The 25,910-nt window shown below is 63.8% G+C and carries 29 protein-coding genes; 16 read left to right on the forward strand and 13 right to left on the reverse strand.

What is annotated here, in order from left to right:
* The first annotated feature begins 79 nt into the window (after positions 1 to 79).
* The 8 genes from KW845_RS20330 to KW845_RS20365 all read left to right on the forward strand — a co-directional run bounded on the left by KW845_RS20330 (position 80) and on the right by KW845_RS20365 (position 7,297).
* Positions 80 to 925 carry an IclR family transcriptional regulator gene (locus KW845_RS20330; RefSeq protein ID WP_218371125.1) on the forward strand — a complete coding sequence of 282 codons (846 nt, stop codon included), beginning with the start codon at positions 80 to 82 and terminating at the stop codon, positions 923 to 925.
* Between the two features lie 235 nt (positions 926 to 1,160).
* Complete coding sequence (gene ssb / locus KW845_RS20335) at positions 1,161 to 1,676, forward strand: single-stranded DNA-binding protein (protein ID WP_218371126.1); 516 nt, start codon at positions 1,161 to 1,163, stop codon at positions 1,674 to 1,676.
* Positions 1,677 to 1,807: 131 nt separating this feature from the next.
* Positions 1,808 to 2,593 carry an IclR family transcriptional regulator gene (locus KW845_RS20340; RefSeq protein ID WP_218371127.1) on the forward strand — a complete coding sequence of 262 codons (786 nt, stop codon included), beginning with the start codon at positions 1,808 to 1,810 and terminating at the stop codon, positions 2,591 to 2,593.
* Between the two features lie 189 nt (positions 2,594 to 2,782).
* Positions 2,783 to 3,229: a MaoC/PaaZ C-terminal domain-containing protein gene (locus KW845_RS20345; RefSeq protein WP_218371128.1), complete on the forward strand. Its 447-nt coding sequence runs from the start codon at positions 2,783 to 2,785 to the stop codon at positions 3,227 to 3,229.
* A 2-nt stretch (positions 3,230 to 3,231) separates the two neighbouring features.
* Positions 3,232 to 4,410 carry a CaiB/BaiF CoA-transferase family protein gene (locus KW845_RS20350; RefSeq protein WP_218371129.1) on the forward strand — a complete coding sequence of 393 codons (1,179 nt, stop codon included), beginning with the start codon at positions 3,232 to 3,234 and terminating at the stop codon, positions 4,408 to 4,410.
* On the forward strand, positions 4,407 to 5,465 hold the full coding sequence (locus KW845_RS20355) for a tripartite tricarboxylate transporter substrate binding protein (RefSeq protein ID WP_218371130.1): 1,059 nt from the start codon (positions 4,407 to 4,409) through the stop codon (positions 5,463 to 5,465). Before KW845_RS20350 ends, KW845_RS20355 begins: the two co-directional genes overlap by 4 nt.
* A gap of 41 nt (positions 5,466 to 5,506) precedes the next feature.
* Positions 5,507 to 6,676 carry a thiolase family protein gene (locus tag KW845_RS20360; protein ID WP_218371131.1) on the forward strand — a complete coding sequence of 390 codons (1,170 nt, stop codon included), beginning with the start codon at positions 5,507 to 5,509 and terminating at the stop codon, positions 6,674 to 6,676.
* A gap of 111 nt (positions 6,677 to 6,787) precedes the next feature.
* Positions 6,788 to 7,297, forward strand: a complete 510-nt coding sequence (locus KW845_RS20365) for a DUF1440 domain-containing protein (RefSeq protein WP_218371132.1) — start codon at positions 6,788 to 6,790, stop codon at positions 7,295 to 7,297.
* A gap of 33 nt (positions 7,298 to 7,330) precedes the next feature.
* On the opposite strand, the gene KW845_RS20370 is transcribed toward KW845_RS20365, so the two are convergent.
* From KW845_RS20370 to KW845_RS20405, 8 genes are read right to left on the reverse strand one after another with little or no spacing between them, the layout of a single operon-like run.
* On the reverse strand, positions 7,331 to 7,645 hold the full coding sequence (locus KW845_RS20370; protein ID WP_218371133.1) for a hypothetical protein: 315 nt from the start codon (positions 7,643 to 7,645) through the stop codon (positions 7,331 to 7,333).
* Between the two features lie 2 nt (positions 7,646 to 7,647).
* Positions 7,648 to 9,039: an acyclic terpene utilization AtuA family protein gene (locus tag KW845_RS20375; RefSeq protein ID WP_218371134.1), complete on the reverse strand. Its 1,392-nt coding sequence runs from the start codon at positions 9,037 to 9,039 to the stop codon at positions 7,648 to 7,650.
* Positions 9,040 to 9,049: 10 nt separating this feature from the next.
* Entirely contained in the window at positions 9,050 to 10,030 is a 981-nt protein-coding gene (locus KW845_RS20380) for a tripartite tricarboxylate transporter substrate binding protein (RefSeq protein WP_218371135.1), read from the reverse strand.
* A 31-nt stretch (positions 10,031 to 10,061) separates the two neighbouring features.
* A complete protein-coding gene (locus tag KW845_RS20385) occupies positions 10,062 to 10,565 on the reverse strand; it encodes a MaoC family dehydratase N-terminal domain-containing protein (RefSeq protein WP_255592767.1) in 504 nt (167 codons plus the stop codon).
* Positions 10,562 to 11,821, reverse strand: a complete 1,260-nt coding sequence (locus KW845_RS20390) for a CaiB/BaiF CoA-transferase family protein (RefSeq protein ID WP_218371443.1) — start codon at positions 11,819 to 11,821, stop codon at positions 10,562 to 10,564. Before KW845_RS20390 ends, KW845_RS20385 begins: the two co-directional genes overlap by 4 nt.
* Positions 11,821 to 12,960 carry an acyl-CoA dehydrogenase family protein gene (locus KW845_RS20395; RefSeq protein WP_218371136.1) on the reverse strand — a complete coding sequence of 380 codons (1,140 nt, stop codon included), beginning with the start codon at positions 12,958 to 12,960 and terminating at the stop codon, positions 11,821 to 11,823. Before KW845_RS20395 ends, KW845_RS20390 begins: the two co-directional genes overlap by 1 nt.
* A 33-nt stretch (positions 12,961 to 12,993) precedes the next feature.
* Positions 12,994 to 13,440 carry a MaoC/PaaZ C-terminal domain-containing protein gene (locus tag KW845_RS20400; protein WP_218371137.1) on the reverse strand — a complete coding sequence of 149 codons (447 nt, stop codon included), beginning with the start codon at positions 13,438 to 13,440 and terminating at the stop codon, positions 12,994 to 12,996.
* Positions 13,441 to 13,477: 37 nt separating this feature from the next.
* Entirely contained in the window at positions 13,478 to 14,293 is an 816-nt protein-coding gene (locus KW845_RS20405; protein WP_218371138.1) for an enoyl-CoA hydratase/isomerase family protein, read from the reverse strand.
* 191 nt (positions 14,294 to 14,484) lie between these two features.
* Between KW845_RS20405 and KW845_RS20410 the strand changes: the two genes are divergently transcribed.
* Both KW845_RS20410 and KW845_RS20415 read left to right on the forward strand, forming a co-directional pair.
* On the forward strand, positions 14,485 to 15,315 hold the full coding sequence (locus tag KW845_RS20410) for an IclR family transcriptional regulator (RefSeq protein WP_218371139.1): 831 nt from the start codon (positions 14,485 to 14,487) through the stop codon (positions 15,313 to 15,315).
* Entirely contained in the window at positions 15,315 to 16,103 is a 789-nt protein-coding gene (locus KW845_RS20415) for an IclR family transcriptional regulator (protein ID WP_218371140.1), read from the forward strand. Before KW845_RS20410 ends, KW845_RS20415 begins: the two co-directional genes overlap by 1 nt.
* 77 nt (positions 16,104 to 16,180) lie before the next feature.
* Here the strand turns inward: KW845_RS20415 and KW845_RS20420 are convergent, their stop codons facing one another.
* From KW845_RS20420 to KW845_RS20430, 3 genes are all read right to left on the reverse strand, one after another.
* Complete coding sequence (locus KW845_RS20420; RefSeq protein WP_218371141.1) at positions 16,181 to 16,552, reverse strand: NirD/YgiW/YdeI family stress tolerance protein; 372 nt, start codon at positions 16,550 to 16,552, stop codon at positions 16,181 to 16,183.
* A gap of 95 nt (positions 16,553 to 16,647) precedes the next feature.
* On the reverse strand, positions 16,648 to 17,397 hold the full coding sequence (locus tag KW845_RS20425) for an anti-sigma factor (protein WP_218371142.1): 750 nt from the start codon (positions 17,395 to 17,397) through the stop codon (positions 16,648 to 16,650).
* Positions 17,394 to 17,903: a sigma-70 family RNA polymerase sigma factor gene (locus KW845_RS20430; RefSeq protein WP_218371444.1), complete on the reverse strand. Its 510-nt coding sequence runs from the start codon at positions 17,901 to 17,903 to the stop codon at positions 17,394 to 17,396. The genes KW845_RS20425 and KW845_RS20430 overlap by 4 nt, the downstream gene beginning before the upstream one ends.
* 212 nt (positions 17,904 to 18,115) lie before the next feature.
* Here KW845_RS20430 and KW845_RS20435 point away from each other — a divergent pair, with 212 nt between their 5' ends.
* Both KW845_RS20435 and KW845_RS20440 read left to right on the forward strand, forming a co-directional pair.
* On the forward strand, positions 18,116 to 19,219 hold the full coding sequence (locus tag KW845_RS20435) for a catalase family peroxidase (protein ID WP_218371143.1): 1,104 nt from the start codon (positions 18,116 to 18,118) through the stop codon (positions 19,217 to 19,219).
* Complete coding sequence (locus KW845_RS20440) at positions 19,216 to 19,761, forward strand: cytochrome b (RefSeq protein WP_218371144.1); 546 nt, start codon at positions 19,216 to 19,218, stop codon at positions 19,759 to 19,761. The genes KW845_RS20435 and KW845_RS20440 overlap by 4 nt, the downstream gene beginning before the upstream one ends.
* A gap of 27 nt (positions 19,762 to 19,788) precedes the next feature.
* Here KW845_RS20440 and KW845_RS20445 read toward each other — a convergent pair whose 3' ends face one another.
* Positions 19,789 to 21,978, reverse strand: coding sequence for a phosphocholine-specific phospholipase C (locus KW845_RS20445; protein WP_218371145.1), 2,190 nt, complete (start codon positions 21,976 to 21,978; stop codon positions 19,789 to 19,791).
* A 35-nt stretch (positions 21,979 to 22,013) separates the two neighbouring features.
* Complete coding sequence (locus KW845_RS20450) at positions 22,014 to 22,166, reverse strand: hypothetical protein (RefSeq protein WP_218371146.1); 153 nt, start codon at positions 22,164 to 22,166, stop codon at positions 22,014 to 22,016.
* Positions 22,167 to 22,662: 496 nt separating this feature from the next.
* Here KW845_RS20450 and KW845_RS20455 point away from each other — a divergent pair, with 496 nt between their 5' ends.
* From KW845_RS20455 to KW845_RS20470, 4 genes are all read left to right on the forward strand, one after another.
* A complete protein-coding gene (locus tag KW845_RS20455; protein WP_218371147.1) occupies positions 22,663 to 23,442 on the forward strand; it encodes an acetoacetate decarboxylase in 780 nt (259 codons plus the stop codon).
* Positions 23,443 to 23,458: 16 nt separating this feature from the next.
* Positions 23,459 to 24,241, forward strand: coding sequence for a 3-hydroxybutyrate dehydrogenase (locus tag KW845_RS20460; protein WP_218371148.1), 783 nt, complete (start codon positions 23,459 to 23,461; stop codon positions 24,239 to 24,241).
* Positions 24,242 to 24,372: 131 nt separating this feature from the next.
* Positions 24,373 to 25,251 (forward strand): RNA polymerase sigma-70 factor, encoded by an 879-nt coding sequence (locus tag KW845_RS20465; RefSeq protein ID WP_218371149.1) that lies wholly within the window; start codon positions 24,373 to 24,375, stop codon positions 25,249 to 25,251.
* Positions 25,252 to 25,368: 117 nt separating this feature from the next.
* Positions 25,369 to 25,809, forward strand: coding sequence for a cupin domain-containing protein (locus KW845_RS20470; RefSeq protein ID WP_218371150.1), 441 nt, complete (start codon positions 25,369 to 25,371; stop codon positions 25,807 to 25,809).
* The last annotated feature ends 101 nt before the right edge of the window (positions 25,810 to 25,910 follow it).

Raw genomic sequence — 25,910 nt, forward strand, 5'->3', positions numbered from 1 at the left:
CAATTTCAGGGAAAATACCCATGAAATGAGATCGGATATATCATCTAATGAGATGCAAGCTCTTCGGAAAAGGAAACCCATGCCAACCCACACCACGCCCACGCAAGACAACCTGGCTGCCGCGTTTGCCGACGGCGCCGATGCACGTGGCGGGGGGTCGGTCACCCAGAGCCTGGATCGCGCCCTGGTCTTGCTGGACATCGTGGTCAAGCATGCGCGCGCGGGCATCGCCCTGGGCGAGGCCGCCCAGCATGCCGGCCTGAAACGGCCCACCGCCCACCGGTTGCTTACCGGCCTGCGCAATGCCGGCGTGATCGATTATGACGTCAAGGCCCGGCTGTTCTCGCCTTCTTTCCGCTTCTACCAGATGGGGCTGGCGGCGGGCGCTCGCTTCGACATCCTGCGCATCGCGCTGCCCAGCCTGGAAAGGCTGGCGCAGGAAACCAGCGACACGGTGCATCTCTCGACGCGCAACGGCGACCACAGTATTTGCGTCGCGCGCCGCATTGGCGACTTTCCCATCCGCACCCTGACGCTGAAGGTGGGCGATTTCCGCCCGTTGGGCCTGGGGGCGGGCAGCCTGGCGCTGCTGGCGGCCCTGGACGACGAGGAATGCAAGGCGAGCATCGCGCGCAACCGGGGCGACCTGGAGGCCAATCCCAACTATTGCCCGGACGCCCTGTGGCAGCAGGTACTGCAAACCCGGCATCAGGGATACGCCCTCAATGACGGGCTGATGCTGCCGGAAATGGCGGGATTGGCCGTCGTCATCCGGGAACCGGGTAGCCAGGTCTGTGGCGCACTCTCGATCGCCGCCATACGCAGCCGGATGCAACCGCCCCGGCGCGAAGAGGTGCTGGCCCTGATGCAGGCCGAAGCCCGCAACATCGAGCAACGGTTGCGCGACGAGCTGGCCCGGCCATGAGCCGGCCTGCCATCGCGCGTGCGACGAGCTGTTTCTGTCGCGCTGCCGGCTTGGGCGGCAGGCGATTTTCGCGGATAATAGACCCCAATCCACTCGGTTTTTACCGCCCGCCGGTCCATGCCCACGCTGACCGGCGTGTTTGTTCAAACCGGTCTTGAATCATCGTTTTTAGGGTGCTTGCCTGCGCGGCCGTCTTTGCGCGGACGGGCGGGCCCGCCACCAGAGGAAAATCGCCATGGCATCGGTCAATAAAGTCATACTCGTCGGCAACCTGGGGCGCGACCCCGAAGTGCGCTATAGCCCCGATGGTGCGGCGATCTGCAACGTTTCCATCGCCACTACCTCGCAATGGAAGGACAAGGCCAGCGGCGAACGCCGCGAAGAAACCGAATGGCACCGGGTCGTCATGTACAACCGCCTGGCCGAGATCGCGGGCGAATACCTGAAAAAGGGCCGTTCGATCTACATCGAAGGCCGCCTGAAGACGCGCAAGTGGCAAGACAAGGACACCGGCGCCGACCGCTACAGCACCGAAATCGTGGCTGACCAGATGCAGATGCTGGGTGGCCGCGAAGGCGGCGGTGAAGGCAGCTACGGCGGCGGTGGCGGCGGCAGCTACGACGACGCGCCGCGCCAGCAGCGCGCCCCGGCCCAGCGTCCGCCGGCGCAGCGCCCGGCACCGGCTGCGGCCGCGCCGGCCGCAGGTGGCGCAGCCAATCTGGCGGATATGGACGACGATATTCCGTTCTAACCGTTTTGACGCGCACGTTTCATAGCGGTGTCCACAAACGAAGCGGAGCCATGGATTTGGCTCCGCTTTTTGTGTTCCCCCTACACAGTACAATCGGCCCGTTTTCCTGCTTGATGTGCCAGCAATAGAAAATGCCAACCTCAGGCCCACAATCAGTACACCGTATTCTCGATATCTTTCACGCCTTGGCTACGCGCGACAAGGGGATGACGCTAACGGCTATCGCTCAAGAGCTGGGCGCCCCGAAAACCAGTCTGGTCGGCCTGTTGAACGGCCTGGTGGATAGAGGGCATCTAGATCGAGAGGAAGGCACCTACCATATCGGCCAAGAGATGTTCGTGCTTGCCACGCAAATCGTGGCGAATATGCAGTTGCCAGCGCTGGTTGCGCCATCGCTGCGCCGACTGATGGAAGCCACCGGCGAAACGGCGCTTGCGGGCCAAGTGGCGCGCGATGACCAGACCCTTATCTATTTCGCCAAAGAAGAAAGCACGCATCCCGTCCGCTACACGGCGCCCGTCGGCAAGCGGGAAGAGCTATACAGCACGGCCATGGGGAAATTGCTGCTTGCCCATATGGAGCCTGGCAAGCAAAAGCTCTACCTCAAAAGCAAGACCTTGCATGCCTACACGCCCCGCACGATATTGAATAAAGCCGACCTGCTGCGCCAACTGCAGATGATCCGGGAAACCGGCATTTCCCAATCCATAGACGAGCGCGTCGTCGGCTCGAGCGGCATTGCCGTCGCGGTGACCGGTAAAGACGGCTCGCTGCTCTTCGGGCTTGGCCTGGCAGGCCCCACGGAACGCATGGTTGCTGCGAGTGCCAGCCATATTGAAGCCCTGAAGCACGAGGCGACAGCCATCAAGCGCCTGACCGGCAATGTGCCGCGGAAGATGCTCAGCTCCATCATCTGAAGTTCCTGCCCTCTGGTTGCCCGCCGCCTGGCGGGCAAAGCCGTTCCCGAACCCGGGTTTTCCCTTTTCCACACGCCATCAAGCGCGCCAGGGCTTATTGACAGCCGAGGGTTGTGCACCTACTCTTTGTACTTATATACATATCTAGTACGTATATTCGTATAACAGTCACGACAACGGAGTGGAGCAATGGCCCAGAAAACCTATGACGAATATTCAGTCGGTGAAGTGTTTGAAAGCTACGGGCGCACGATCACCGAGGCAGACATCGTCAATTACACATGCTTTGCCGGCCTGAAATTGCCGATGTTCATCGATGAAGAGTTTTCCCAAAAGCACAGCCTATTCAAGACGCGCGTCGCCCCTGGGCTGATGACCGCTTCCATCGCAGCGGGCATGCTGGAAGACATTCTGGGCAAGTACACGCTGGCTGCCCTGGGCCTGGATCGTTTCAAGTTCTCGGCTCCGGTCAAGGCAGGCGATACCTTGCATACCCGCATCACGGTAGAAGGGCTGAAAGACACCTCTACCGCGGATCGCGGCGTCATCAACGTGAAGATCGAGGTGGTCAATCAGGAAGGCGCCGTGCCGTGCGTTTTTCACGGTGCATTCATGATGCGCAAGGGAAATCTCTGACCATGCCTGTCCTGACCGCAATTCGAGTGCTGGATTTTGGGCAAGGGGTAGCGGGGCCTTATTGCGGACAGTTTCTCGCCGATCATGGGGCGGATGTCATCAAGATCGAACCCCCCCGGGGCGACTGGTCGCGCACCATGGGGACGGGGGCAGGGGTTTTTCTCAGTGTCAACCGCAACAAGCGCGGCGTATGCCTGGATCTGCGGGACGATGAAATTCAAGGCCTGGTACGCGCCGCGGCACTGAAGGCGGATGTGATCGTCGAAAGTTTCAGGCCGGGCGTGATGCGCAAGTTCGGGCTGGATTACGCGACCCTGCGCAAGCACAACCCCAAGCTCGTGTACTGCTCGGTGACAGGGTTCGGGGCTTCCGGCCCCAACGCTCATCTGCCCGCCGGAGACTCGATCATGCAGGCCTATGCCGGCCTGATGAGCATAAACGGCGAGCGTGGTGGCGTTCCATTGCGACTGGGCAACGTCATTTCCGACATGTTGGCAGGCATGAATGCCTTTTCCGGTGTGTTGCTGGCCCTGATGGCCAGGGCCAGCAGCGGTGCCGGACAGCATGTGCAGACATCCCTGCTCGATTCTCTGGTCGCCTTTCAAGCGCCACCTTTGATGGAGTTCCTGAAGACCGGCGTTGCCCCGGAAAGAATGGGAAACGACCATCCTTTGATTGCCCCGTCGGGAGCCATCGCCACCCAGGACGGCAGTATCACCTTCACCGTATTCGACCACCAATGGCAGACGTTCTGCGATGGGTTGGGCTTGCCAGAACTGAAACACGATCCTGATTACGTCTCGTCGCAGGCGCGGCAGAAACATCGCGACGCATTGAATGCGATTCTGGCGCCGGTCTTCAAAGCGAAGACGTCGGCGCAGTGGATAGAAAGGCTCAGGGCCATGGATATCCTGTGCGCACCCGTGAACAGCTATCCGGACCTGATCAACGACCCACAAGTTGTTCATAACAAGCTGATCCACACACTGCCGGCAGCTTCGGGCGATGGAATGCCGAATATCGCCAACCCTCTGAAAACGGCAGACCCGCTGCACGAGCCCCATGCAGCGCCGCAATTGGGAGAGCACACAGAGCAGGTGCTTTGCACCGGCTGGGGCGTATCGCAGCAGACCATGCAGAGACTGCATGACAAGGGAGTCATCACCTGTGCAGGAGCTTGAACGACGCAACGAACCTAGAGCAACTTAGCGGACAACACGACACCACTGCTGATGCAGACGCTGGAGAAAAGGAGACAACCATGAAATACGCAAAAGGGTTGGCGAATAGTGCCTTGATAGGACTGACCATCCTGGCCGGAACACACTCTGCAGCGGCCGCATACCCGGACCGCCCGGTGAAAATCATCGTGGCGTATGGGGCCGGTAGTGGAGCCGATACGGTCGCTCGAATCCTGGGCGACCAGCTTGCCGTGAAACTCAAGCAATCGATCGTCATCGACAACATGCCTGGCGCCGGAGGCGAGCTTGGAACCGTGGCCGCAGCGTCTGCCGCGCCGGATGGCTATACCTTGCTGTTTGCCCCGACGACCCTGACGGTCAGCCCCCATATGGACGTGAAACCCAAATACGACGCAACAAAGGATTTCGCTCCGATAATGCGGGTTGCGACCTTGCCGATGCTGCTGGTGTCCGGTACCAAGGCGCCGTTCTCGACCTGGGAAGGGCTATTGAAAGAAGCCGAGCAGCACCCCGATGCTTTGAACTATGCGACGTCAGGCAAAGGCTCGCCCAGCCACCTTGAAGCAGCCATGCTGGCGAAACTCAAGGGCATACAGATTCGAGACGTGCCTTATCGCACCGGTTCCCAAGCGCTGACCGACGTCATCAGCGGCGAGGTATCGTTCTATTTTCCCGTTCTTCCGGCCGCGGCCCAGCAGGTTCAAAAGGGACGGCTCAATGCGCTGGCCGTTGGAACCCGGGAACGGTCCAGCGTACTGCCGAATGTGCCCACCCTTGCAGAGCTGTTGGGAAAGCCCGATTACGAAGCCACGGTGTGGTACGGCCTGCTGGCACCGGCGGGAACCCCGTCGTCCATCATCAAGGCATTGGCTGAGGCCACCGCCACCGTGCTGTCCATGCCGGAAACCCGGCAGAAGATCGTGGGTTCGGGATCTGAAGTTTCGCCCATGGATACGGCCGAATTCACGGCATTCATCGCAGCAGAGGACAAGAAATGGGGCGATCTGGTGCGCGAACTCAACCTGCAAAAGTAGCCGGCCTGACGCCCCCTGCCTGGATACGTGGAGCCATGGAAATGAACACCCCCGTCATTATCGATGCAGTGCGAAGCCCGTTTGGAAAGCGCGGCGGAGTATTTGCCGGCCTTCGGCCGGACGCCTTGCTGGCGCAAGTATTGGCGGCACTTGTTGCCAGAAGCGGCGTCACTACCGAGGCGGTCGACGATGTCATCGTGGGCTGTGTCAGCCAGGCGGCAGAACAAGGCGGGAATGTCGCACGCCAGGCCTCATTGCTGGCCGGATTGCCGATTCGTACGCCTGGCGTCACCTTGAATCGCATGTGCAGCTCGGGCCAGACCGCCGTGCATTTCGCGGCCCAATCCATTGCCGCGGGGGATGCGAGTTACGCCATTGGCGCAGGGGTAGAGCATATGAGCCGCGTCCCCATGTTTATCGATGTCACGCTGGGGCCTGCGTTCGTAGACTGGAGCAACCTGAATCCCGACCTGCTCGAGCAGTATGAAATGCCCCATCAAGGCATTAGCGCAGAGTTCTTGGCCCGGCACTGGAATATCAACAGGTCGGAACTGGACGCGTACGCCATGCAAAGCCACCAACGCGCCAGTGTAGCCATGGCGGCCGGCAAGAACACGGAAATCGTACCTGTCTTGTTGCCAGCGGGAGAAGGAGCGGGGTCCCAGGTCATGCACGACGAGGGCATTCGCCATAAGCTGGACCCTGAACGGATCGCGGCGCTGAGCCCGCTTTTCGATCCCGAGAAAGGCGTGATCACTGCAGCCAATTCCAGCCAGATGACAGATGGCGCGGCGGCTGTATTGATAGGCAATGCCGAGCGTGCACGATCGGATGGATTGCAGCCCAAGGCGCGTTTCCTGGCAAGAGTCGCCATCGGTTCAGACCCGAAAATGCAACTGGATGGCGTTTACGCATCCACTCGGGAAGCCTTGCGCCGCGCGAGGTTAACAATGAAAGATATCGACTGGATCGAAATCAACGAGGCTTTCGCCAGCGTACCGCTGGCCTGGTCGCGTGAATTCAATACCAGCCAGGACGATTTCAACCTGTGGGGAGGTGCGATTGCCCACGGCCACCCGCTGGGCGCAACCGGTGCGGGGCTGATCGCCAAAGCCCTTGCCGGCCTGCAGGCAACGAATGGAGAGATAGGGCTTATCGTGTTCTGCGCGGGCCACGGCATGTCCACCGCGACCGTGATTCAAAGAGTCTGACCACGCCCAGCCGGTTGTTGGCGTTGCCTGAAGAAAAATTCGTACGGGGCGGATGCGGGCGATACGGCTACTATTGGCCAGTAGCCGGATTCTTTCTCAAAGGAATTTATCGTGCAGGCATCTGACACGTTTCACCCCCACAAGAGCGCGCTGGGCACCCTGGTCAGCGTGGGCATCGTAGCCGGCTTCATTTCTGCCATGGTCAAGTCCGGAGTTGAAACCATTCTTCCTCCCCGGCCGCCCACCGCAGTGCCCCCGCCGATTGGCCTGCTCGACATGATGGGTTTTGACGGGGCAACGATGAACTATGTCTTTAACCAGACTGCGGTGAATTGGGGCGGCAACGGGTTCCATATCCTGTTCTCCATGGTCATCGCCGTGGTCTATGTCTGGTTGGTCGAACGGTGCCCCAAGGCAGGCGCCTGGTGGGGGGTGCCATTCGGATGGCTTATCGCCTCGGTGGGGGCCCATTGCATCGTGCTTCCGTTGTTGGGAGTCGCGCCGCGTCCCTGGGACATTGGCACGGCCGGCGTCATTTCAGAGCTCGTGGGTACGGCTCTCTGGATCTGGACCATCGAATGCGTACGCCGTGTACTGCTGCGCCGGCCGGCCATTCGATAGGCACGGCGCCCTGGAGTTGGCGGCAGGCGTGTATCAATCATCCGCCACAGGCAGCCGCAAGAGCGCGTGCCCGAGCGACTTCCCTGTCTGGTCCAGTCGCAGCGTGCTGGTTGCGCCGCCGTCCAGCGCCGCATGCATCACGACGACCAGCGCGTGGATGTTGTCCATGGGATAGCAACATACCTGTCCCTGTACCCAGTCCCCGTACAGCGCCCGGACCTTCTCGGGCGTAACGCTCGCCAGCAGCGCGCGGTAGTCCGACGGCGCCTTGGCGATCAGCCCAGCGGTGCAGGTATTACCCTTGTCGCCGGAACGCACATGGCAGATATCGCTGAGCAGCCTGGCCATCTTCATGCCTCCATAATCTCTATGGTTTGTCGTACCAGGTCCCGCGGAATCAGGGTGGGCCATAGCGATACCACCGGCCGGGGTTTCATGGGAGTGCCGAACGAGGTGCCGCCCGGGCCCATGATCCAGAGGTGAGAGCCGGCACGGCGCACCTTTTCGGCCTCTTCCGCGCTGCGGGTACGGACGGCGCAGCGCAGGCCGATCTCGTTGCATTCGGCCAGCCGCTCGTCATCGGGTAGCGGGGCCGCCGGGCCGTGCAGCACGTTCAGCCCGACGAAATCGAAATGGATCTGGTCGGCCGCCAGGCCCATGCGTTCGAAGCGTTCCAGCATGGTCTGCTGCGCCTTCAGCGCGCGCTGGTAGGCGTGCGGCCATGGGAAGAACGCCATGCTTTCGCCGATCCAGCCGTCCTGGTAGCCGATCACCAGCTTCAAGGTGTCGGGTTGCGGCAAGCCGCGCACGCCCGATACGCGCACGCGATCGGGACCTGTCTCGGTCAGCGCCAGGGTAGTGAAATCGGCAATGCCGTCGGGCATGATGTAGCGGCGTGGATCGGCGATCTCGTAGACCAGGTGCTCTTTGACCGTGTGCGCGTCCAGGCGTCCGCCCGAGCCCGCCACTTTGGACAAATCGGCGGTGCCGTCCGCGTGGAAATCGACAATGGGGAAACCCACGCGGCCCATATGCGGCATCTCGGCAAAGCGCGAGGACATGCCCCCGGTGCAGGCCGATGCGCATTCCGCAATATGCCCCAGCGTAATGGCGGCGGCGATACGGTCCGCATGCGCCGCATCGTGCCGCCAGCCGAAGTGGTGCATGATGGGCCCTACATAGAGGGCATTGTCGGACACCCGTCCGGTCAGCACCACATCGGCGCCGGCGGACAGGCTTTCCACGATGCCGCTGGCATCGGTGTAGACATTGGCGGCCACCACGCGATCGCGCACCCGTGCAAAATCGCTGTCGCCGGTTTCCATGTTCACGAGCGGGATGCCGGCGGCCATCAGTTCGTCCAGCCGTGCAAGCAGGTCGTCGCCTTCGACCAGCGCCACGCGCGTGCCCTTCAGGCCGAGCACGCGCGCCTCTTCCACGATGCGCTGCGCGCCGCTCTTGGGATTGACGCCGCCGCCATTGGACACGAGGCGCGTGCCGCGCTCGCGTGCGCCGGGCATGAGCGCCTTCATCGCGGCCACCGCGTCGGGGATATACCCCAGTGCGGGGTTCTTCTGCCGCTGGCGTTGAAGCAGCGCCATCGTCAGTTCGGCCAGGAAATCGAAGCAGAGATAGTCGACCTGCCCTTTTTCCAGCACTTCCACCGCGGGGTCCAGTGCATCGCCCCAGAACCCGCCGCCCGCGCCCAGGCGGACCGCACCCGTATCGCTGTAAGGCTTCATGAATGCTCCTTCATTGCGGCTCGATACCGGCCGCCTTGGTCAGTTGTGCCCAGCGGGCGATCTCGCTTTTCTGGAACTGGGCAAGTTCCTGGCGGGTGCCCGCGATAGGCTTCCATGCGTTGTCGCCAAAATATTTGGCGGCTTCCGGCGACTTCATGATGGGCACGATGAGCGCGTTGAGCTGGTCGGCAACATCGTCCGGGATGCCTTTGGGCGCGAACACCGCCAGCCAGCCGCTTGCCTCGTAGCCCGGCACGCCTTGTTCCGCTATCGTGGGGATGTCTTCGTAGCCCGGCATGCGGGTGGGGGTGGACACGCCCAGCGCCTTGAGCTTGCCGGCGCGCACATGCGGCATCACCGCCGGCGCGTCGCCGAACACCATGTCGATCTGCCCGCCCATCAGGTCGGTAACGGCCAGCGTCAACGTCTTGTACGGGACATGAAGGATGTCGATGCCGGCCAATTCCTTGAGCACTTCGCCGCCAGCCCGCGACGAGGAGTTGCCGGCGCCGAACGTCAGCTTGCCGGGATGTTTCTTGGCAACGGCGATGAGTTCCTGCACGTTGTTGTAGGGGGCGCCAGGCGCGACCGTCAGCACCACGCCGCCGACGATCATCGCCGTGATCGGTACGAAGTCGGCAACGGGGTCATAGGGAAGCTTCTTGAAGAGGCTGAGGTTCGCGGCATGCGTGGTGTTCGTGCCCACGACGATGGTGTATCCGTCTGCGGGCTGGCGCAGTACGTGTTGCAAGGCGATGGTGCCATTGGCGCCGGGCTTGTTGTCGACGATGACGGGCTGCTTGGTGGCGTCGGTAATATGCTTGCCGATGAACCGGGCGGCCAGATCCGTGGTGGTTCCGGCGCCGAACGGCACGACGATGGTGATGGGCTTGCTGGGAAAATTTCCCACCTGGGCCTGGGCCTGGGGCGCCGCGATCAGCGCCAGCGATCCTGCCAGCAGCAGGGTTTGTAGTCTTCGGGCTATTTTCATGTCTGTCTCCTTTGGTGGTTTGCGCGGTGGGTCAGGAGGGCCGGCCCTTGACCATGCGCAACGGGTTGTACGTGGCCACCACCTCGCCCCGCTGGTTGACCACGTGGTTCATCGTGCGCATGAGTCCGCACCCAGGCTTGCTGGTGGCGCGGGCTTGCACCACTTCGGCGCGCACGTGCAGCGTGTCGCCCGCCAGCGTGGGTTTCAGGATCTTCAGGTCGCATTCGAGGAAGGCGATTCCCGTGCGCTGCATGGTCGATTGCATGAGCAGGCCTTCGGCGATGCAGTAGACCAGTGCGCCGGGAACGGGGCGCGCACCCATCCGGGACGCGCTCTTGATGTATTCGAGGTTGGTGAACATCTCTTCGACCATGCCGGTGGCAGCGACGAACATCGATATATCGGCCTCGGTCACGGTTCGGCCCAGCGTCTGGAAACGCTGGCCGACCCGCACGTCGTCCCAGTACAGCCCCATGCCCATCACGGGTGCCTCGGGCCAGGCCATTTCCGCGCCGCGGTCTTCTTCGGGGTTCATATGAAGGTATCCTTGATCACGCGTTCTTCGGCCAGGGCCGCGAGTTCTTCTTCCGATGTGCCCAGCAGGCGCCGCAGTACGCCGGCCGTGTGCTGGCCCAGTACCGGCGGCCCCGCCTCGTACCGCATCGGCGTGGCGGACATCCGTATCGGGTTGGCTACCGACGGCACGGTGCCGGCATGCGCATGCGCCAGCGTCAGCCTGGCGCCGCGCGAGGCTACTTGCGGATCGGCGAATACGCGGTCTACCGTGTTGATCGGCCCGCAGGGCACGTCCACCGACGCCATGGCCGCCACCCATTCGTCGATGGTGCGCGAGGCAATGATTTCAGCCAGCATGGGAACCAGTTCATCCCGGTGCGCGACCCGCAGCGCGATGGTGCGAAAGCGCGCGTCCTCGCCGATGTCGGGCCGCCCCATTGCCTGTGCCATCTTGCGGAATTGCGCGTCGTTGCCGACTGCCAGGATCAAGTGCCCGTCGGAAGCGCGAAACGCCTGGTACGGCACGATGTTGGGATGCCCGTTGCCCAGCCTGCCGGGTGCGATACCGGTGGTCAGGTAGTTCATCGCCTGGTTTGCCAGCACCGCGACCTGCACGTCCAGCATGCCGATATCGATATGCTGCCCACCGCCCCCGCCATCGCGGTGCCGCAGCGCGGCAACGATGGCAAGCGCCGCATACATGCCGGACAGGATATCGGCCAGGGCCACGCCTGCGCGCTGCGGCCCGCCGCCAGGCGTGCCGTCTCGTTCGCCGGTCACGCTCATCAGCCCGCCCATGCCCTGGATCAGGTAGTCGTAGCCCGCGCGCTGGGCATAGGGCCCGGTCTGCCCGAAGCCGGTGATCGAGCAGTAGACGAGTTCCGGAAGTTCGGCATGCAGTGTTTCGTAATCCAGTCCGTACTTCACCAGGCTTCCAACCTTGTAGTTCTCGACCAGCACATCGCATTGGGCCGCCAGCTGGCGCACCAGTGCGCGGCCGCGCGGGCTGGTGATGTCGACGGCCACCGACTGCTTGGCCCGGTTGCAGCACAGGAAGTACGCCGCATCGGTTTCTTCGCCCGTGCTGGTATTTCGCACGAACGGCGGCCCCATCTTGCGCGTGTCGTCGCCCCCTTCGGGGTTCTCGATCTTGATTACCTCGGCGCCCAGGTCGGCCAGGTTCTGCGTGGCCCAGGGCCCGGCCAGAATGCGCGTCATGTCGAGCACGCGTACACCCTGCAGCGGCAGCGCGGCGTTGTCGTGGTTGTTCTGCATCACACGCGCATCGCCTTCGAGATGATGGTTCGCTGGATCTGCGAGGTGCCCCCGCCTATGGTCGACTGCATGCCTTCGCGGAAATAGCGTTCCATGTCGGACTCTGGCAGCATGCTGTGCCCGCCCAGTATCTGCATGCCCTGGCGCGACACGGTTTGCAGGGTTTCGGACGCCATCAGCTTGGCCATGCTGACTTCGCGCGAGCAAGGCACCCCGCGCGAGGCCAGGTCGGCGGCGCGGTAGACCAGCAGGCGCGAGGCGTCCACCGCGGTCTGCATGTCGGCCAGCATGTGCCGTATCACCTGGAAGTCGTAGATGGCCTGGTCGAACTGTATGCGTTCGTGCGCGTAGCGCAACGCGTCGGTGACCGCCTGCTGGGCGTTACCGACGTAGGCGGCGGACACCGCGATCCGTTCGAGTTCCAGATGGTCGGTGATGATGCGCCAACCCTTGCCGGCCTCGCCCAGCAGGTTGGCGTCAGAAACCCAGGCATCGTCGGCAAAGATCTCGGTGGTGCCGGTGGCGCGGCGTGCCATCGTGGGCAGGCGCCGGATGTCCAGCCCCGGCGTGTCGTTGGGCACCAACAGCACCGACAGGCCCGCGTGCTTCTTGGCTTCTTTGTCGGTGCGCACCAGCATGGCGATCACCACGTCCCGGGCCGCTGCGCCGGAGCACCACAGTTTTTGCCCCCTGATTGCCCAGCCATTGTCGCGGGGTTCGGCCCGCGTGCGCGTCGAGGCGGCGTCGGAACCGGCCTGGGGCTCGGATATGGAAATCGAGAAGCGCAGCTCGCCCCGCATGAAGGCCGGCAGATAGCGCTGCTGTTGTTCCGGCGTACCGAACTTGACGATGTTCATGCCGGTGAACGTCGACACCATGAACGCGGTCGCGAAATCGAAGCCGTAGCGCGCCAGGCCCTCGCACATGAGCGCATAGTCGAAGATCGTGCCGCCGTCGCCGCCCTGTTCTTCCGGGATCAACAGGCGCAGCCAGCCCAGCTTGGCCACCTTGTCGTAGGCGTCGTAGGGATAGGCGCGCTCGATGTCGCACTGGCGCACGTACTCGCGGCCGATCTCCTGTTCCATCACGCGCGCGACGGTGTCGCGCCACAGCATTTGCTCTTCGTTCAGAAAGTCCATTTCGTGCTCACGATTCCAGTGTGGGATTGGTGGTCATTGGGGCAGCAGGCGCCGGCGGCGTATAAGCAGGCTGAACTCGCAGCTCAGCACGGTGTCGCCGCGCTGGTTGACGGCGATGAGCCGCGTGGTGGCCACCCCGTGCCGTTCGCCCTTGTCGCGCAGATCGATGATCTCGCTCTCGGCATGCAAGGTGTCGCCGATGAACGTGGGCTTGAGAAAGCGCAGCTTGTCCACGCCATAGAAGGCTTCGACCACGCTGGCATCGAAACCGAGCAGCGCGTTGACGACCACGAATACCAGGCCGCCCTGTACGACTCGCTGGCCATACAGCGAACGCTTGGAGAATTCTGCGTCCGAATGGATGGCCAGCCAGTTTCCGGTCAGGCCGCAGAAGTTGACGACGTCTGTCTCGGTCATGGTGCGGCCGCCTGACTGGCGGCGCTGGCCGAGCGAGAGTTCATCAAAAGGCATGTCGATCATCGAATCCAGGGCTCCACAAGGTTGGAAAAAAAGGGAATCAGCGCGCCTGCCAGCGGGGCGCCCGCTTCTCGGCGAACGCGCGCGGGCCTTCGACGGCGTCTTCGCTGGCATAGACCTCACGGTGCTGGGCCTTGGACAGCGCGTAGCCGGCATGCGCGCCCAGGTCCACGCTGGCCAGCAAGCCGGCCTTGGCCGCCGCGACGGAAAGCGGGGCATTGGCGGCGATGGCCCGGGCATAGTCGGCTGCTTTCTCGCGCACGGCCGCGGGTGTTGCCGCTAGCACATTGATGAAGCCCAGGGCGTGCAGTCGTTCCACTGGCAGGGGGTGTGCCGTGGTGGCCAGCTCCATCAGGACGGCGAGCGGCAGCATCGCAACCATGGGCGCGGCCCAGGGCGTTCCGCGGCCGACGCGGGCCTCGGTGATGCCGCCCGACGTGCCGGCCAGCGCCACGCGCAGGTCGGCATTGGCGGCCAGCACCATGCCCGCGGCAGTGAAATGCCCTGTCATCGCGGCGATGATCGGCACGCGTACCGTGCGCATGCGCTCGTAGAAGGGGTCTTGCAGCAATTGCAGGATGTCCTGGCCCGTGCGGGCACGCAGCTCGGCAGCCTCTTTCAGGTCCATGCCGGCGCAGAAAGTGCCGCAGTCGGCGCTGGTCAGGATCACGGCGCGGATGGTGGGATCGGCGTCGATTTCCTCCCACAGCGCATGCAGGCGTCGGTTCGCCGCGTAAGACAGCGCGTTGCGCCGCTCGGGGCGGTTCAGCGTGATCGTTGCGATCGCGCCTTCGCGCCGCAGCAGCACGTGTTCGGGGGTATTGGTCTCGAAGTCGATGGGATGGGTGGGTTCCATGGACTTGATTTTAGGTTCGAGATTTCGTTTTATGCGTACTAATTCCGTTTTGATTGCGATGATCTTGCCGATGCATATCTGCCGAACCGGCAAATTTCACATTCTTGGGAGATCGTGAATTTCACGAAGTCATTGATATTGCGTGCGAATCCTGTAAGAATATTCCTTTCTATAGCCTCAAATTCCATTTTATGAGCGAACCTTTAGGGATTTTCCCTAGGGCCGCGGACGATCCGGCGGCCGCAGCGGCACCCGGCGGCGAGGTCCGTGTCCTGGCTCGCGGGCTGGCGCTGATGAAAGCGTTTTTCCCGCGCAACACCGCGCGCTCGAATGGCGAACTGGCGCAAGAGACCGGCCTGCCCAAGGCCACGGTGTCGCGCCTTACCGCCACCCTGACCCGTCTGGGCTATCTCGACTACCTGAGCGAGACGGCCCAATACCGGCTGGGCCACGCCGCCGTGGCGCTGGGCTTTGGCGCCTTGTCGACCCTGGACATCCGGGTGCGGGCCCGGGTGCACATGCAGCGTTTCGCGGATGACAACGATCTGGTGGTCGTGCTGGCGGTGCGCGAAGGCATGGCGATGGTCTGCCACGAAGTCTGCCGCGGCCGGGGCGCGCTGACGATTCGCGTTGCCACCGGCTCGCGGCTGAAGCTGCCGCATTCGGCCATGGGCCGCGCGTGGATGGCTACGCTGTCGCCGGCCTGCCACGCTGCCGTGCTGCGCGAGCTGGAAGTCGAATTTCCGTCAAGCGCGCTGCGTCCGGCGCTGGACGAGGCGGCGGCGGAAATTGCCAGGTCCCGGTTCTGTGTCACCGTCAGTTCGCTGGAGCCGGACGTCAACAGCGTTGCGACACCCGTCGATTTCGCGCAGTCGCCGGGCGAGTACATACTCGGCTGTTCCGTGCCCGCGTTCCGGTATCCACGCGAACGCTGCGAAGCCGAGATCGGCCCGCTGCTGCTGGCGTTGCGCAGCCGGATCGAGGCCGACCTGGCGCCGGCCGGCGAAGAAGGTCGTTCCTGATGCGCAAGCGCAGCCAATCCACGGACACCCCTATCGGCGCGAGCGACGGCCACGGCGTCGATTCCCTGCAGCGGGGGCTGGAGATTCTTCGCTGCTTCCAGCCAGGCGAGAACGCGTTGACCGTGACCGAAATCGCCCGCAGGCTGGCGCTGCCGCGCACCACCACGCGACGGCTTCTGGATACGCTGGCCATGCAGGGTTTCGTGTTTCGCGTGCCGGACCGCGATGCGTTTCGCCTGCACGTTGCCTGCTTCGTGCTGGGCCAGGCGGTGCTGGCCGGTTCGGCGCTGGTGCGAAAATCGACGCCGGTGCTGCAGCTGTTGGCGAACCAGCACGATATGCATTGCCTGCTGTGCGTGCGCGACCGCGAGGATATGCTGGTGCTTGTCCATCAGGCCGGCGCTGGCGCCGCCAATTGCGCGCTGGGTGCCGGCACGCGGCTGCCGATTGCCTGCACCGCACCGGGCCATGCCTGGCTGTGGACTCAGCCCGCCGCGGTGCAGGGCGAATGGCTGGCCCGGATGCGCGCATCGACGACCCCCAGCGACAATGCGCGCGCAGCGGCCATCTACCAGGCATTCCACGACATTGCCCAGGGCGGCACGTGCACCTCGTTTGGCGGATGGCGGCCCGGCATGGGCTTTGTCGCCGCGCCGGTCGTCATGCTCGACAGAAGCGGCGTGGTGATCGTTGGTGTGCAGTTGTCCGCCGACCTGCGTGAGCGGCGCCGCTTCGAACACGAATGCGCGGCCGGATTACTGCAGGCGGCCAGTGCCATTCGCGGCTAGGCCCCGCATATTCACTTCGGCTGGATTTGGCTTGAGATGCGGCAGAACCGGCGGCGCAGGTGCGCCGCCGGCACCTTTCAAGGAAGCACGCGCACCGATTCGGCCTCGATCTCGGGCGGGCGGCGCAAGCCGGTGTCGACCTCGCCTACGACTTCGATCTTGGTCGTCTCCGAGACCGGCTGCTGGGGGAAGTCGTCGTCATCGATTTCCATGACGATCTCGCCCGTGCCGTCGGAAAAAATATAAGTTTCCGATTTGAGCTTGCGCAGCAAATGGCCCTGCACACGTACCATCTGCCCATCGACGGGCTTGGAAAGAATGTCCGCCACGGTGGGCGTGGCCACCTGGGCGCCCTGGCCGGTGAATTGCGCCCACGCCGGCACGGCGGCCGCGGATATGAGAAGAGCCACGGCGCAATGCCATGGACGGACCCGGATGCTTGCAATCATGGAAACCTCCCGAATCAGGACGTGCCATCAACTTAACAGATCCGGACATTCGCCACCAAGCGCTTTATTCCCATCCGGCAAACTGCCAGCCAGGGCTAGCTGCGCACCTGGGTGGACATGGGCAGGGGCTGATCGGCCATGCCGTCGCCCGAACTGACCAGCGCATAGTTGTACCCCTGCCCCGACCAGTAGCGAGCCAGCAGGTCGCCATCGCGCCGGCTGCCTTGCGGCAGCATCAGCTTGCCGGGCCCGGGCGGACGAATGTAGAAGGTGGCTCGCTGCCCGGCGTTTTCGTAGATCACGATGGCGGCCGGCCCTTGGTCAGTGGCCAGCAAGCGTGCGGCAACCGGCTTGAAGCCGCTGGCGCTCAGGTCGGGCAAGCGCTGCGCATCGGCGAAATAATCGTCCAGCCAGCCCTGCAGGTCGCCCGCGTCGGCGCGCACATCGGGCCGCGGCGCTTGCGCCGAGGCAAACAGGCGATAGGCCTGAACCGCGTCTTGCATGGGCAGCACGCGGTGTGCCATGGCCGTATCGCGCACACCCCAACCCGTGATGCCGCCGATGGCCAGCGCCGCGACCAGGCTGGCCGCCGTTGCCAGCCGGCGCCGGGTGCGGGCGCGCAACCGCGCCCGCACGGCGGCGGGATCCAGGGCGGGGTTGGGCGGCAGGGTATCCTGGCTTGCGATGAAGCGCAGCCGCTGCGCATCGCGCGACCAGGCACCGAGCTCTTTCGCCTGATCGGGATGTGCCTGCAGATAGGCTTCGATGTCTTGCCGCTGCGCGGCATCGAGCTTCCCATCCACAAACGCGTTGCGCGTGAGATCGTCCATCGAGCGCTCGTTCATTTCAGTATCCTCAAATGGGGGGGCTGCCCCTCGCTCAAGTCCCGCAATGCGCGCCGCGCGCGCGACAGGCGCGACATCACGGTGCCCAGCGGAATGTCGAACAGATCGGCCACCACCTTATAGCTCAGGCCTTCCACACTGATCAGCCACAGCAATGTGCGCTGGGCTTCGGGCAGGCGCTCGAAGGCGTCCAGCGAAGATCGGGCCAGCGCCTGGCGTTCGGCCGACGGTGCTGTCGCATCGGTACCGGCGAACCAATCGAGCAGCCGGCCATAACGGCGCGCCCGGCGTTGGGAATCGAGAAACTGGCGGTACAGAATCATGAATAACCAGGCCCGGATGTTTCCTTCCGGGCGCCGGCCGGGCCATCGCGTCAAGGCTCTTTCCAGGGTTGACTGGACCAGGTCGTCGGCCGACGCCGGGTCGTGCGTCAGCCGCAAGGCAAACCGTCGCAGCCGCGGCAAGAGCAGGCGCAGCACGGCATCGGACAGCTCATCGCCCTGGATGGCATCGTCAGATACGGGGTGGGGTAAAGAAGAGCGTGCCGGCCGGATCATGTGGGGGGTTCCTGTTCAGACCAGCGCCCGCGGCGCTACAGACTTACAGGCCAATATAGTAAGACGCCGCTCGAATCGGTTTATTCCATCGGGGAATAATTTCCTTGGACGATGCGTCTTACAGGGTATTCGTCGCCCTCAGGGCCAAGGAGCTTTACCTGATGCAGCAAGAACCCCAACGCGAAGCCCGGCCGCTCGATGCCCGGCAAATCTGCCTGCGCCTGGGCGCGATCGGTGCCGTCGTGCTTGTGTCGGGTACCGCATTCGCGTTCGTGGGCGGTTGGCTGGACCCGCAGCGGCTGACTCCCGACCGGGTGGTCGATGCCCTGGAAGCAAATAGCGGCCGCCATGAAGGCTACCGCCGCAACCATGCAAAAGGCGTCTGTGTCGCGGGCCATTTCGAAAGCAACGGCGCGGCGCAAGCCCTGTCCACGGCAGCGGTCTTTGCGCCGGGCAACACCCCGGTCGTGGGGCGGCTGGCCGTGCCGGGCGGCAATCCGTACGCATCGGACTCCAGCGCGCCCATCCGCAGCTTTGCATTGCGCTTTACTTCTGCCAACGGCGAACAATGGCGTACCGGCATGAACAGCATGCCGGTATTCGTCGTGGCGACGCCACAGGCGTTCTACGAGCAGCAACTGGCCGCGCATCCCGATCCCAAGACAGGCAAGCCCGATCCGCAGCGCATGCAGGCCTTTTTTGCCGCGCATCCGGAAACCGCGGCCTTCCGGGCATGGGCCAAGACGGCCAAGCCATCGGCCAGCTACGCCACCGAGAGCTATCACGGCCTGAATGCCTTTTATTTCATCGATGCGCAAGGCAAGCGGCAGCCTGTACGCTGGCACTTGGCGCCCTTGGACGCAACACCGGCACCTGCTGCCCTGCCGCAGCACGATGCCGATTACTTGCAAGCCGACCTGCAGCAACGCCTTGCCCAAGGGCCTCTGCGCTGGCGCCTGCTGGTCACCCTGGGCGCGCCGGGCGACTCCACCAGCGACGCGACCCAGCAGTGGCCGGCGGACCGGCCCACCGTCGATGCGGGCACCGTCGTCATCACGCGCAGCGCCTCGCAAGATGAAGGCCCCTGCCGCGACGTGAATTACGACCCGACCGTGCTGCCCCGCGGCATCGCCATCTCTGACGACCCGATACTGGCGGCCCGTTCGGCCGCCTATGCCGCATCTTACGAGCGCCGCACCAGCGAAGGGCCGCCGCCGGCTGCCCCGGCGCCATCCCATCCGACCCGCCAGGAGCACGCACAATGAGCCCAGCACCCCAACGGTATCCGGCGGGATTCAGCCTGCTTGCGCGCCTGCTGCATTGGCTGATGGCGGCCGGCATTCTTGCCATGCTGTTCATCGGCGTGGGCATGGTCGCGTCGGTTTCCGAGCGGCATCAGTGGTTGATGCAGATCCACAAGCCCCTGGGCGTGGCATTGCTGGCGCTGGTCTGTATACGCCTGGCCACGCGCCTGTACAAGGGAACGCCGGCCTTGCCGTCCGCCATGCCGGCGTGGCAACGCCAGGCGGCCCATGCCTCGCATGTGCTGCTGTATGCGCTGATGTTCGCCATGCCGCTGATCGGGTGGGCGATGGTGTCGGCCGGGGGCTATCCGGTGGTGGTGGGAAACTGGCTATTGCCGCCTATCGCGCCTGCCGACGCCGCGCTGTTCGCATGGCTGCGCGGCGCGCACCGGTATCTTGCCTTCCTGCTGTTTGCCACCGTGCTGCTGCATCTTGCCGCCGCGCTGTTCCATGGCTGGATACGGCGCGACGGCGTACTGCAGTCGATGACACGCGGGCGTTGAACGCAGTCGAGCCCCGCCCGCCCTGCGTCAGCCTTGCCCCATTGCGGGATCGGAGACCGAGTCCTGGCCGTTTTCGACACGGCCGGCAAAGCGGCGCGACCAGGTTTTCACGTCGCCCGCCGCTACCGCGAAGTCGTACCAGTTGCCGCTGTCGCCCAGTTCCCAGGTCAGTTCGCCGCTCTGGCCTGCTTCGACTTGCCGGGTCCAGGGGCCGTCGCCGCGGTATGCCAGCGCGGTCACCGAGAAGGCAATCGTGCTGGCGCTGCGGTTGTACAGCTTGACCTGGACCTGCGGCGGTTCGCACGACTGGTAGCACACCTGTACTTCCAGCCCTGTCGTGGCGGCGTCGCGCAAGTCGCCGACGAACTCGCGATGGTAGCCATTGGGGCCGATCACCCAGAAATGGTAGCGGCCTTGGTCCATGCTTGCGTCGATCGTGTCGTCCAGCGTCTTGCCCGCCTCGACCATGTAGCGGCGCGGAATCTGGTCCAGGTGCAGCTTGTCGTACACATGGAAGACCGCGCCCGCCTGGCCGCTGTTGGCAAAGGCCAGTGTGACGGTGCTGGCGGCGGCATCGGCCCGCGCGGTCGTGTGCAGCTCGTATGGCAGCGCGCGCGAAGGGCGCGTACCGGCTTCCTGGCGCGGCAGCGCGGGATCGGTGGGCACTGGGATGGGCGCCGCGGCTTCCTGCTGGACAACCAGTTGATCGGCGGCGTCCTTGGTGGTGCGTCCCGCAAGCGTGGGCAGCACTTCGCCGTTCGGGTTGGTGAAATTGAGGGCGGTGGTCAGGTCGCCGCAAATGGCGCGGCGGTACGCGCTGATATTGGGCTCTTTCACGCCGAAGCGCTTTTCCAGGAACAGCAGGGTCGAGGTGTGATCGAACACTTGCGAATTGACCCAGCCGCCCCGGCTCCACGGCGACACCACCCACAGCGGCACGCGCGGGCCGGGGCCGTATGGCTTGCCATCCGGCGGCGTGTGCTTCGGCGAGGCGGGTGCATAGTCGTGGTATTCGAAAGCCATCTCGGCCTCGCCCAGCGTCGTCTTGCCGGCCAGGGTGCCGTCGTCGCGCCGCGACGGTGCCGACGGCGGGGGCACATGATCGAAGAAGCCGTCGTTCTCGTCGTAGTTGATCAGCAGCACCGTGCTTGCCCAGACTTCCGGGTTCGAGGTCAGGGCGTCCAGTACTTCTTGCACGTACCAGCCCCCCTGGGCCGGGCTGGATGGGCCGGGGTGCTCGCTGTAGGTGGAAGGCGGGATGATCCACGACACGGACGGCAGCGTGCCGTTCTTCACGTCGTCGCGCAGGCTTTGCAGAAAGCCGTCGGGCATGGTGTTGCCGAACCCCTTGGCCAGCGGGCTGAGCGGGTCGTCGATGGCCGGGTCGTAAGCAGGCGACACGGCCGGCAGCGCAAGCGGGCGGCGATCGGCCGGCATTGATTCCATGGCCGCGCGCCAGTGGCGAAACGACATCAGCTCATTGCAGCCGAAGTTGTCCGCCAGGCTCTGGTAAACCTTCCAGTTCACGCCGGCCTGCTGCAGGCGATCGACATACGTGGTCCAGGTCCAGCCTTCGGTCGAGGGGCCCACATCGTTGCCGCCGTTGTACTCATTCACGATGGCCGCGTAGTTGTCGCCCGACGGGCCGTTCGTGCCGGTCCAGTAGAACAGGCGGTTCGGGATGGTGCCAGTGTGCATGGAACAGTGGTAGGCGTCGCACACGGTGAAGGCTTCGGCCAGCGCGCGATGGAACGGCACTTCCGCTTCTTCCAGGTAGCCCATCGACAGCGGCTGCTTGGCCACGGGCCAGCGGTTCAGGCGGCCATGGTCCCAGGCGGCCTGCGCGTCGGCCCAGACGTGGGGCGTGCCGCCGGCGCGCTGGGCGTTGCCCTTGCTGCTGTCCAGGTGATAGGGCGTTTCAATATTGCCGTTGGCATCGGTTTGGTAGAACACATTGTTGCCGTTGGCCAGCGGGATCGGGTGGCGGTCGCCAAAGCCGCGCACGCCGGGCAAGGTGCCGAGGTAGCTGTCGAACGAGCGGTTTTCCAGCATCAGCAGCACCACGTGCTTGACGTCCTGCAGGGTGCCGGTGGCGTTATTGGCTTCGATGGCAAGGGCGCGGCGGATCGACAGCGGCAACGTGGAAAGCGCGGCCAGCGCGGCGGTGGTGCCCAGCGAGGCGCGCAGGAATCCGCGCTTGGAAGGATCAAAGGACATGTCGGTTCGATGAAGTCGTGGGTTGGCGGGCGGGATCAGGGCGCGGGTGCGCAATGGGCATCGGCGGCGCATTCGGTGCCGCCGCCGGGCGGCGGGGTGCCCGGATCGTCGTCGTCGGAATCGCCGCTGCCGCAGCCCGCCACCAACACGGCCAACGACAGGCCCAGCGCCCATGCCAGCTTGCGCATGGCGGGCCAACCCTCTAAGCTACTTCGCATCATCGTCTTATATCGCCTGGAAAATGCACGTGCCCGCGCCCGATGGGCAGCGTGCGCGCACGTTGATAAACCATGGAAAATGGTCCAGCGACTTACGCAAGAAAACCCCCTGCCGTCCGGAAATAGCCGGGCCGCGGTGTGCTTATCCAGAGATGGTCCCGAAACGGTCAAAAAATAGGGGCAGACTGCGGTTGTCAGGTGCGCAATCCTAGGCGTGAAAAAGTTCACTTTCTTGACAGCGATAGGCCGCCATGCACGGGTGCGCCGTCAATCGCGATGGGTGGTGTCTTGAGTTTGTCATGACCGACGGCGTTTCCCTGCGAAGACAGGATCCGCCGACCGGCCGGTGTGCATCTTCTATTAATGCTGGAAACCAAGTTTTACATAGCACAGCCTTGGCGGCGGCCGCGCAAGCGGCCTGATACGAACCGATGCGCGACACGCCGCATCCAACCGAGCACCGACCATGAAAAAAGAATACATTCGCAAGAACGCTTTTGCGATGCCGATACACAACCCGGCTTACCCGCGCCCGCCCTTTCGCTTCATCAACCGCGAATACTTCATCGTCTCGTACGAGACGGACATGGACGCGGTCAGGGCCGTCGTTCCCGAACCCTTAAGGGTCGACAGCCCCATTGTCCATTACGAATTCATACGCATGCCCGATTCATCGGGCCTGGGTGCTTATACGGAAAGTGGCCAGGTGATCTCGGTTACCGATGAAGATGGCAAGAGCGCCGGCTTCACGCACGCCATGTACCTGGACGATGAAAGCGCCATCGCGGGCGGCCGGGAAATCTGGGGCTTCCCGAAAAAGCTTGCGACGCCCGGGTTGTGCGTCGATGGCAAGGACACGCTGCTGGGCACGCTTGACTACGGAACGCAGCGTGTTGCCACCGGCACCATGGGCTACAAGTATCGCGCGCTCGATACGGCTGCGGAATGCCGCAAGCTTGCCGATACGCCCAACTACTTGCTCAAGGTCATTCCGCACGTCGACGGCTCGCCTCGCATTTGCGAGCTGGTGCGCTTTTTCCTGCGCGATGTCGACGTAATCGGGGCGTGGGAAGGGCCCGCTGCGCTGGAACTGCGTCCGCACGCGCTTGCGTCGGTTGCCGACCTGCCGGTGCGCAAAGTGATCGGCGCCCGTCACGTCATTGCAAATCTCACGCTCGATGTGGGCGAGGTGGCCTACGACTATCTCGCACCGGACGAGCCGATGAAGCTCGCGGTTAACCAGTAGGCCTCACGGAGGACGTATGGCATTGAAAGACAAAGTCGCGCTCGTTACGGGCGCAGCAAGCGGCATAGGCGAGCAGTGTGCCCGCAAGTTTGCGGTAGATGGGGCAGCGGTCGTGATTGCGGACTTGAATATCGAGAAAGCACAGGCGGTAGCCGACGATATCGTTGCGGGCGGCGGGAAGGCCATCGCTGTCGCGATGGACGTGACCAGCGAAGAAGCCGTCAACGCGGGCGTTGCCGATGCGGTCGACCGGCTGGGCGGTCTTGACGTCCTGGTGTCGAACGCGGGCATCCAGATTGTGAACCGCATCGAGGACTACGCGTTTTCCGACTGGAAGAAGATGCTGGCCATACACCTGGACGGCGCATTTCTGACCACCAAGGCGGCGCTCAAGCATATGTACGCCTCTGGCAAAGGCGGCGCGGTCATCTACATGGGCTCGGTGCATTCGCACGAGGCCTCGCAGCTCAAGTCGGCTTACGTGACCGCCAAGCACGGGTTGCTGGGCCTGGCCCGGGTAGTGGCCAAGGAAGGCGGCCCGCGTGGCGTGCGCGCGAACGTCGTGTGCCCGGGCTTCGTCAGGACGCCGCTGGTCGAAAAGCAGATTCCCGAGCAGGCCAAGGCACTGGGTATCTCTGAACAACAGGTCGTGAAAGACGTGATGTTGAAAGAGACGGTCGATGGCGAGTTCACATCGGTGGCTGATGTCGCCAATACCGTTGCCTTCCTGGCAGGCTTCGAGTCGAACGCGCTGACCGGGCAATCCATCGTGGTCAGCCATGGCTGGTTCATGCAATAAGGAACAACTGCCTGCCGGCTCAATGAGAGACCGAGGGGCAGGTAAGCAGGCCGGCCTTGCTGTTTTCGGGAAGGGACAGCAAAATATGGCACTTTCCAGCCTAGTGCACCCCCTGGCGGTGGCTGCCTTCCATGATCGACTCCACCAGCTTGTTCAAGCGCCACCGCCCTCGTTTGCACGCGATCGCCTATCGCATGCTGGGTACCGTGGCCGAAGCCGAAGACGTGGTGCAAGACACGTGGCTGCGTTGGCATGAAGCCGACCACGCTGGCCTGGACAACCCGGAAGCTTGGCTGGTCACCGTCACCACGCGGCTGTCCATCGATCGCCTGCGCGCGGCCAAGATGCAACGGGAAAGTTATACGGGCGTCTGGCTACCCGAACCCGTGCTGATGCCATCGCCGGCCACACCCGAGGAAATCCGCGAGTTTGCCGACGAAGTCTCGATAGCGTTCCTGTTCGTGCTGGAGCGGCTGTCGCCCGAAGCCCGCGCGGCATTCCTGATGCGCGAAGTGTTCGACGCCGATTACGACGATATCGCGCAGATCCTGGGCAAGACCGAGCCTGCCTGCCGCCAGTTGGTCCGGCGCGCCAAGCAGCAGTTGCGCCAGGATAGCCCCCGCCGCGCCGTGTCGCGCGAAACCCACCACCGCCTGATGGAAGGCTTTGCCGACGCCATGCGGCGTGGCGACTTCCATGGCCTGCATGCCTTGCTCAACGATGAGGCCGAACTGGTGGGCGATGGCGGCGGCAAGGTGCCCAGCTTCTCCAGCCTGGTGGGTGGCAAGCGCCTGGCCCAGTTGTTCTATGCCGGCAAGCGCCGCTATGGCGACGATCTGCGGGTAGAAGTGGTGCAGGTGAATGGGCAATGGGCACTGCTGCGCTTCATCCACGGCGCCCTCGAGTCGGTGCAGTCTTACGAAACCGACGGCCAGCGCATCGTCCGCGTGCTCGTGCAGCGCAATCCGGACAAGCTGGCACGGGTGGCGGCCGCGTTCGAGCAAGGCTGAACCGGGCCGCGGGATTGGTGCCGCCTGGGCAACATGGCGATCCCTTGCGCGGATCTACCGCCGCGTTGCCAGGCTTTCTACGATAGAACCGTTCCCTCCACCACCCAGGAAAAGGCCATGTTCAAGATCGTCAAAACCGGATTACCCCTTCTTGCCGCCGGCTTGCTGGTGGGCCAGCTGGCCCAGGCAGCGCCGCCCGCCCATCACGCGGCCCATTCCGCCAAGCCGGCCGACCCCATCGTGACCGAGCTGATGACCAAGGACCTGCCGGATATCGCCGGCAAGGACGTGCTGATGATCACGGTGGACTACCCGCCGGGTGCGGCCGACCCCATTCACCGCCATGACGCGCACGCCTTCGTCTATGTGCTGGAAGGCAGCATCGTGATGCAATTGCAGGGCGGCAAGGAAGTGACGCTGACCCCGGGGCAGACCTTCTACGAAGGCCCGGACGATATTCATACGGTTGGCCGCAATGCCAGCCAGACCCGGCCGGCCAAGTTCCTGGTGCTGCTGATCAAGAACAAGGGCGCTCCGGTCGTGCTGCCGGTGAAGTAAGTGCCCGCCTGAAACCGGGGAAAGCATGCCATTTCGCCATGGGATTTCGCATCATGGGAATGCCGCATGCTTTTTTCGTGGGCGACGTCACAAAACCGCCG

The organism is Bordetella sp. BOR01, from assembly GCF_019218885.1.
In the GTDB taxonomy this organism is placed as follows: Bacteria; Pseudomonadota; Gammaproteobacteria; order Burkholderiales; family Burkholderiaceae_B; genus Bordetella_A.

Coding starts and splice junctions, on each gene's coding strand:
- KW845_RS20455 (WP_218371147.1), top strand. CDS start 22,663: ATGAAAAAAGAATACATTCGCAAGAACGCTTTTGCGATGCCGATACAC.
- KW845_RS20460 (WP_218371148.1), top strand. CDS start 23,459: ATGGCATTGAAAGACAAAGTCGCGCTCGTTACGGGCGCAGCAAGCGGC.
- KW845_RS20410 (WP_218371139.1), top strand. CDS start 14,485: ATGAGCGAACCTTTAGGGATTTTCCCTAGGGCCGCGGACGATCCGGCG.
- KW845_RS20445 (WP_218371145.1), bottom strand. CDS start 21,978: ATGTCCTTTGATCCTTCCAAGCGCGGATTCCTGCGCGCCTCGCTGGGC.
- KW845_RS20380 (WP_218371135.1), bottom strand. CDS start 10,030: ATGAAAATAGCCCGAAGACTACAAACCCTGCTGCTGGCAGGATCGCTG.
- KW845_RS20340 (WP_218371127.1), top strand. CDS start 1,808: ATGCCAACCTCAGGCCCACAATCAGTACACCGTATTCTCGATATCTTT.
- KW845_RS20350 (WP_218371129.1), top strand. CDS start 3,232: ATGCCTGTCCTGACCGCAATTCGAGTGCTGGATTTTGGGCAAGGGGTA.
- KW845_RS20465 (WP_218371149.1), top strand. CDS start 24,373: ATGATCGACTCCACCAGCTTGTTCAAGCGCCACCGCCCTCGTTTGCAC.
- KW845_RS20450 (WP_218371146.1), bottom strand. CDS start 22,166: ATGCGCAAGCTGGCATGGGCGCTGGGCCTGTCGTTGGCCGTGTTGGTG.
- KW845_RS20470 (WP_218371150.1), top strand. CDS start 25,369: ATGTTCAAGATCGTCAAAACCGGATTACCCCTTCTTGCCGCCGGCTTG.
- KW845_RS20385 (WP_255592767.1), bottom strand. CDS start 10,565: ATGAACCCCGAAGAAGACCGCGGCGCGGAAATGGCCTGGCCCGAGGCA.
- KW845_RS20360 (WP_218371131.1), top strand. CDS start 5,507: ATGAACACCCCCGTCATTATCGATGCAGTGCGAAGCCCGTTTGGAAAG.
- KW845_RS20405 (WP_218371138.1), bottom strand. CDS start 14,293: ATGGAACCCACCCATCCCATCGACTTCGAGACCAATACCCCCGAACAC.
- KW845_RS20425 (WP_218371142.1), bottom strand. CDS start 17,397: ATGAACGAGCGCTCGATGGACGATCTCACGCGCAACGCGTTTGTGGAT.
- KW845_RS20420 (WP_218371141.1), bottom strand. CDS start 16,552: ATGATTGCAAGCATCCGGGTCCGTCCATGGCATTGCGCCGTGGCTCTT.
- KW845_RS20395 (WP_218371136.1), bottom strand. CDS start 12,960: ATGGACTTTCTGAACGAAGAGCAAATGCTGTGGCGCGACACCGTCGCG.
- KW845_RS20390 (WP_218371443.1), bottom strand. CDS start 11,821: ATGCAGAACAACCACGACAACGCCGCGCTGCCGCTGCAGGGTGTACGC.
- KW845_RS20440 (WP_218371144.1), top strand. CDS start 19,216: ATGAGCCCAGCACCCCAACGGTATCCGGCGGGATTCAGCCTGCTTGCG.
- KW845_RS20330 (WP_218371125.1), top strand. CDS start 80: ATGCCAACCCACACCACGCCCACGCAAGACAACCTGGCTGCCGCGTTT.
- KW845_RS20345 (WP_218371128.1), top strand. CDS start 2,783: ATGGCCCAGAAAACCTATGACGAATATTCAGTCGGTGAAGTGTTTGAA.
- ssb (WP_218371126.1), top strand. CDS start 1,161: ATGGCATCGGTCAATAAAGTCATACTCGTCGGCAACCTGGGGCGCGAC.
- KW845_RS20415 (WP_218371140.1), top strand. CDS start 15,315: ATGCGCAAGCGCAGCCAATCCACGGACACCCCTATCGGCGCGAGCGAC.
- KW845_RS20375 (WP_218371134.1), bottom strand. CDS start 9,039: ATGAAGCCTTACAGCGATACGGGTGCGGTCCGCCTGGGCGCGGGCGGC.
- KW845_RS20370 (WP_218371133.1), bottom strand. CDS start 7,645: ATGGCCAGGCTGCTCAGCGATATCTGCCATGTGCGTTCCGGCGACAAG.
- KW845_RS20400 (WP_218371137.1), bottom strand. CDS start 13,440: ATGATCGACATGCCTTTTGATGAACTCTCGCTCGGCCAGCGCCGCCAG.
- KW845_RS20435 (WP_218371143.1), top strand. CDS start 18,116: ATGCAGCAAGAACCCCAACGCGAAGCCCGGCCGCTCGATGCCCGGCAA.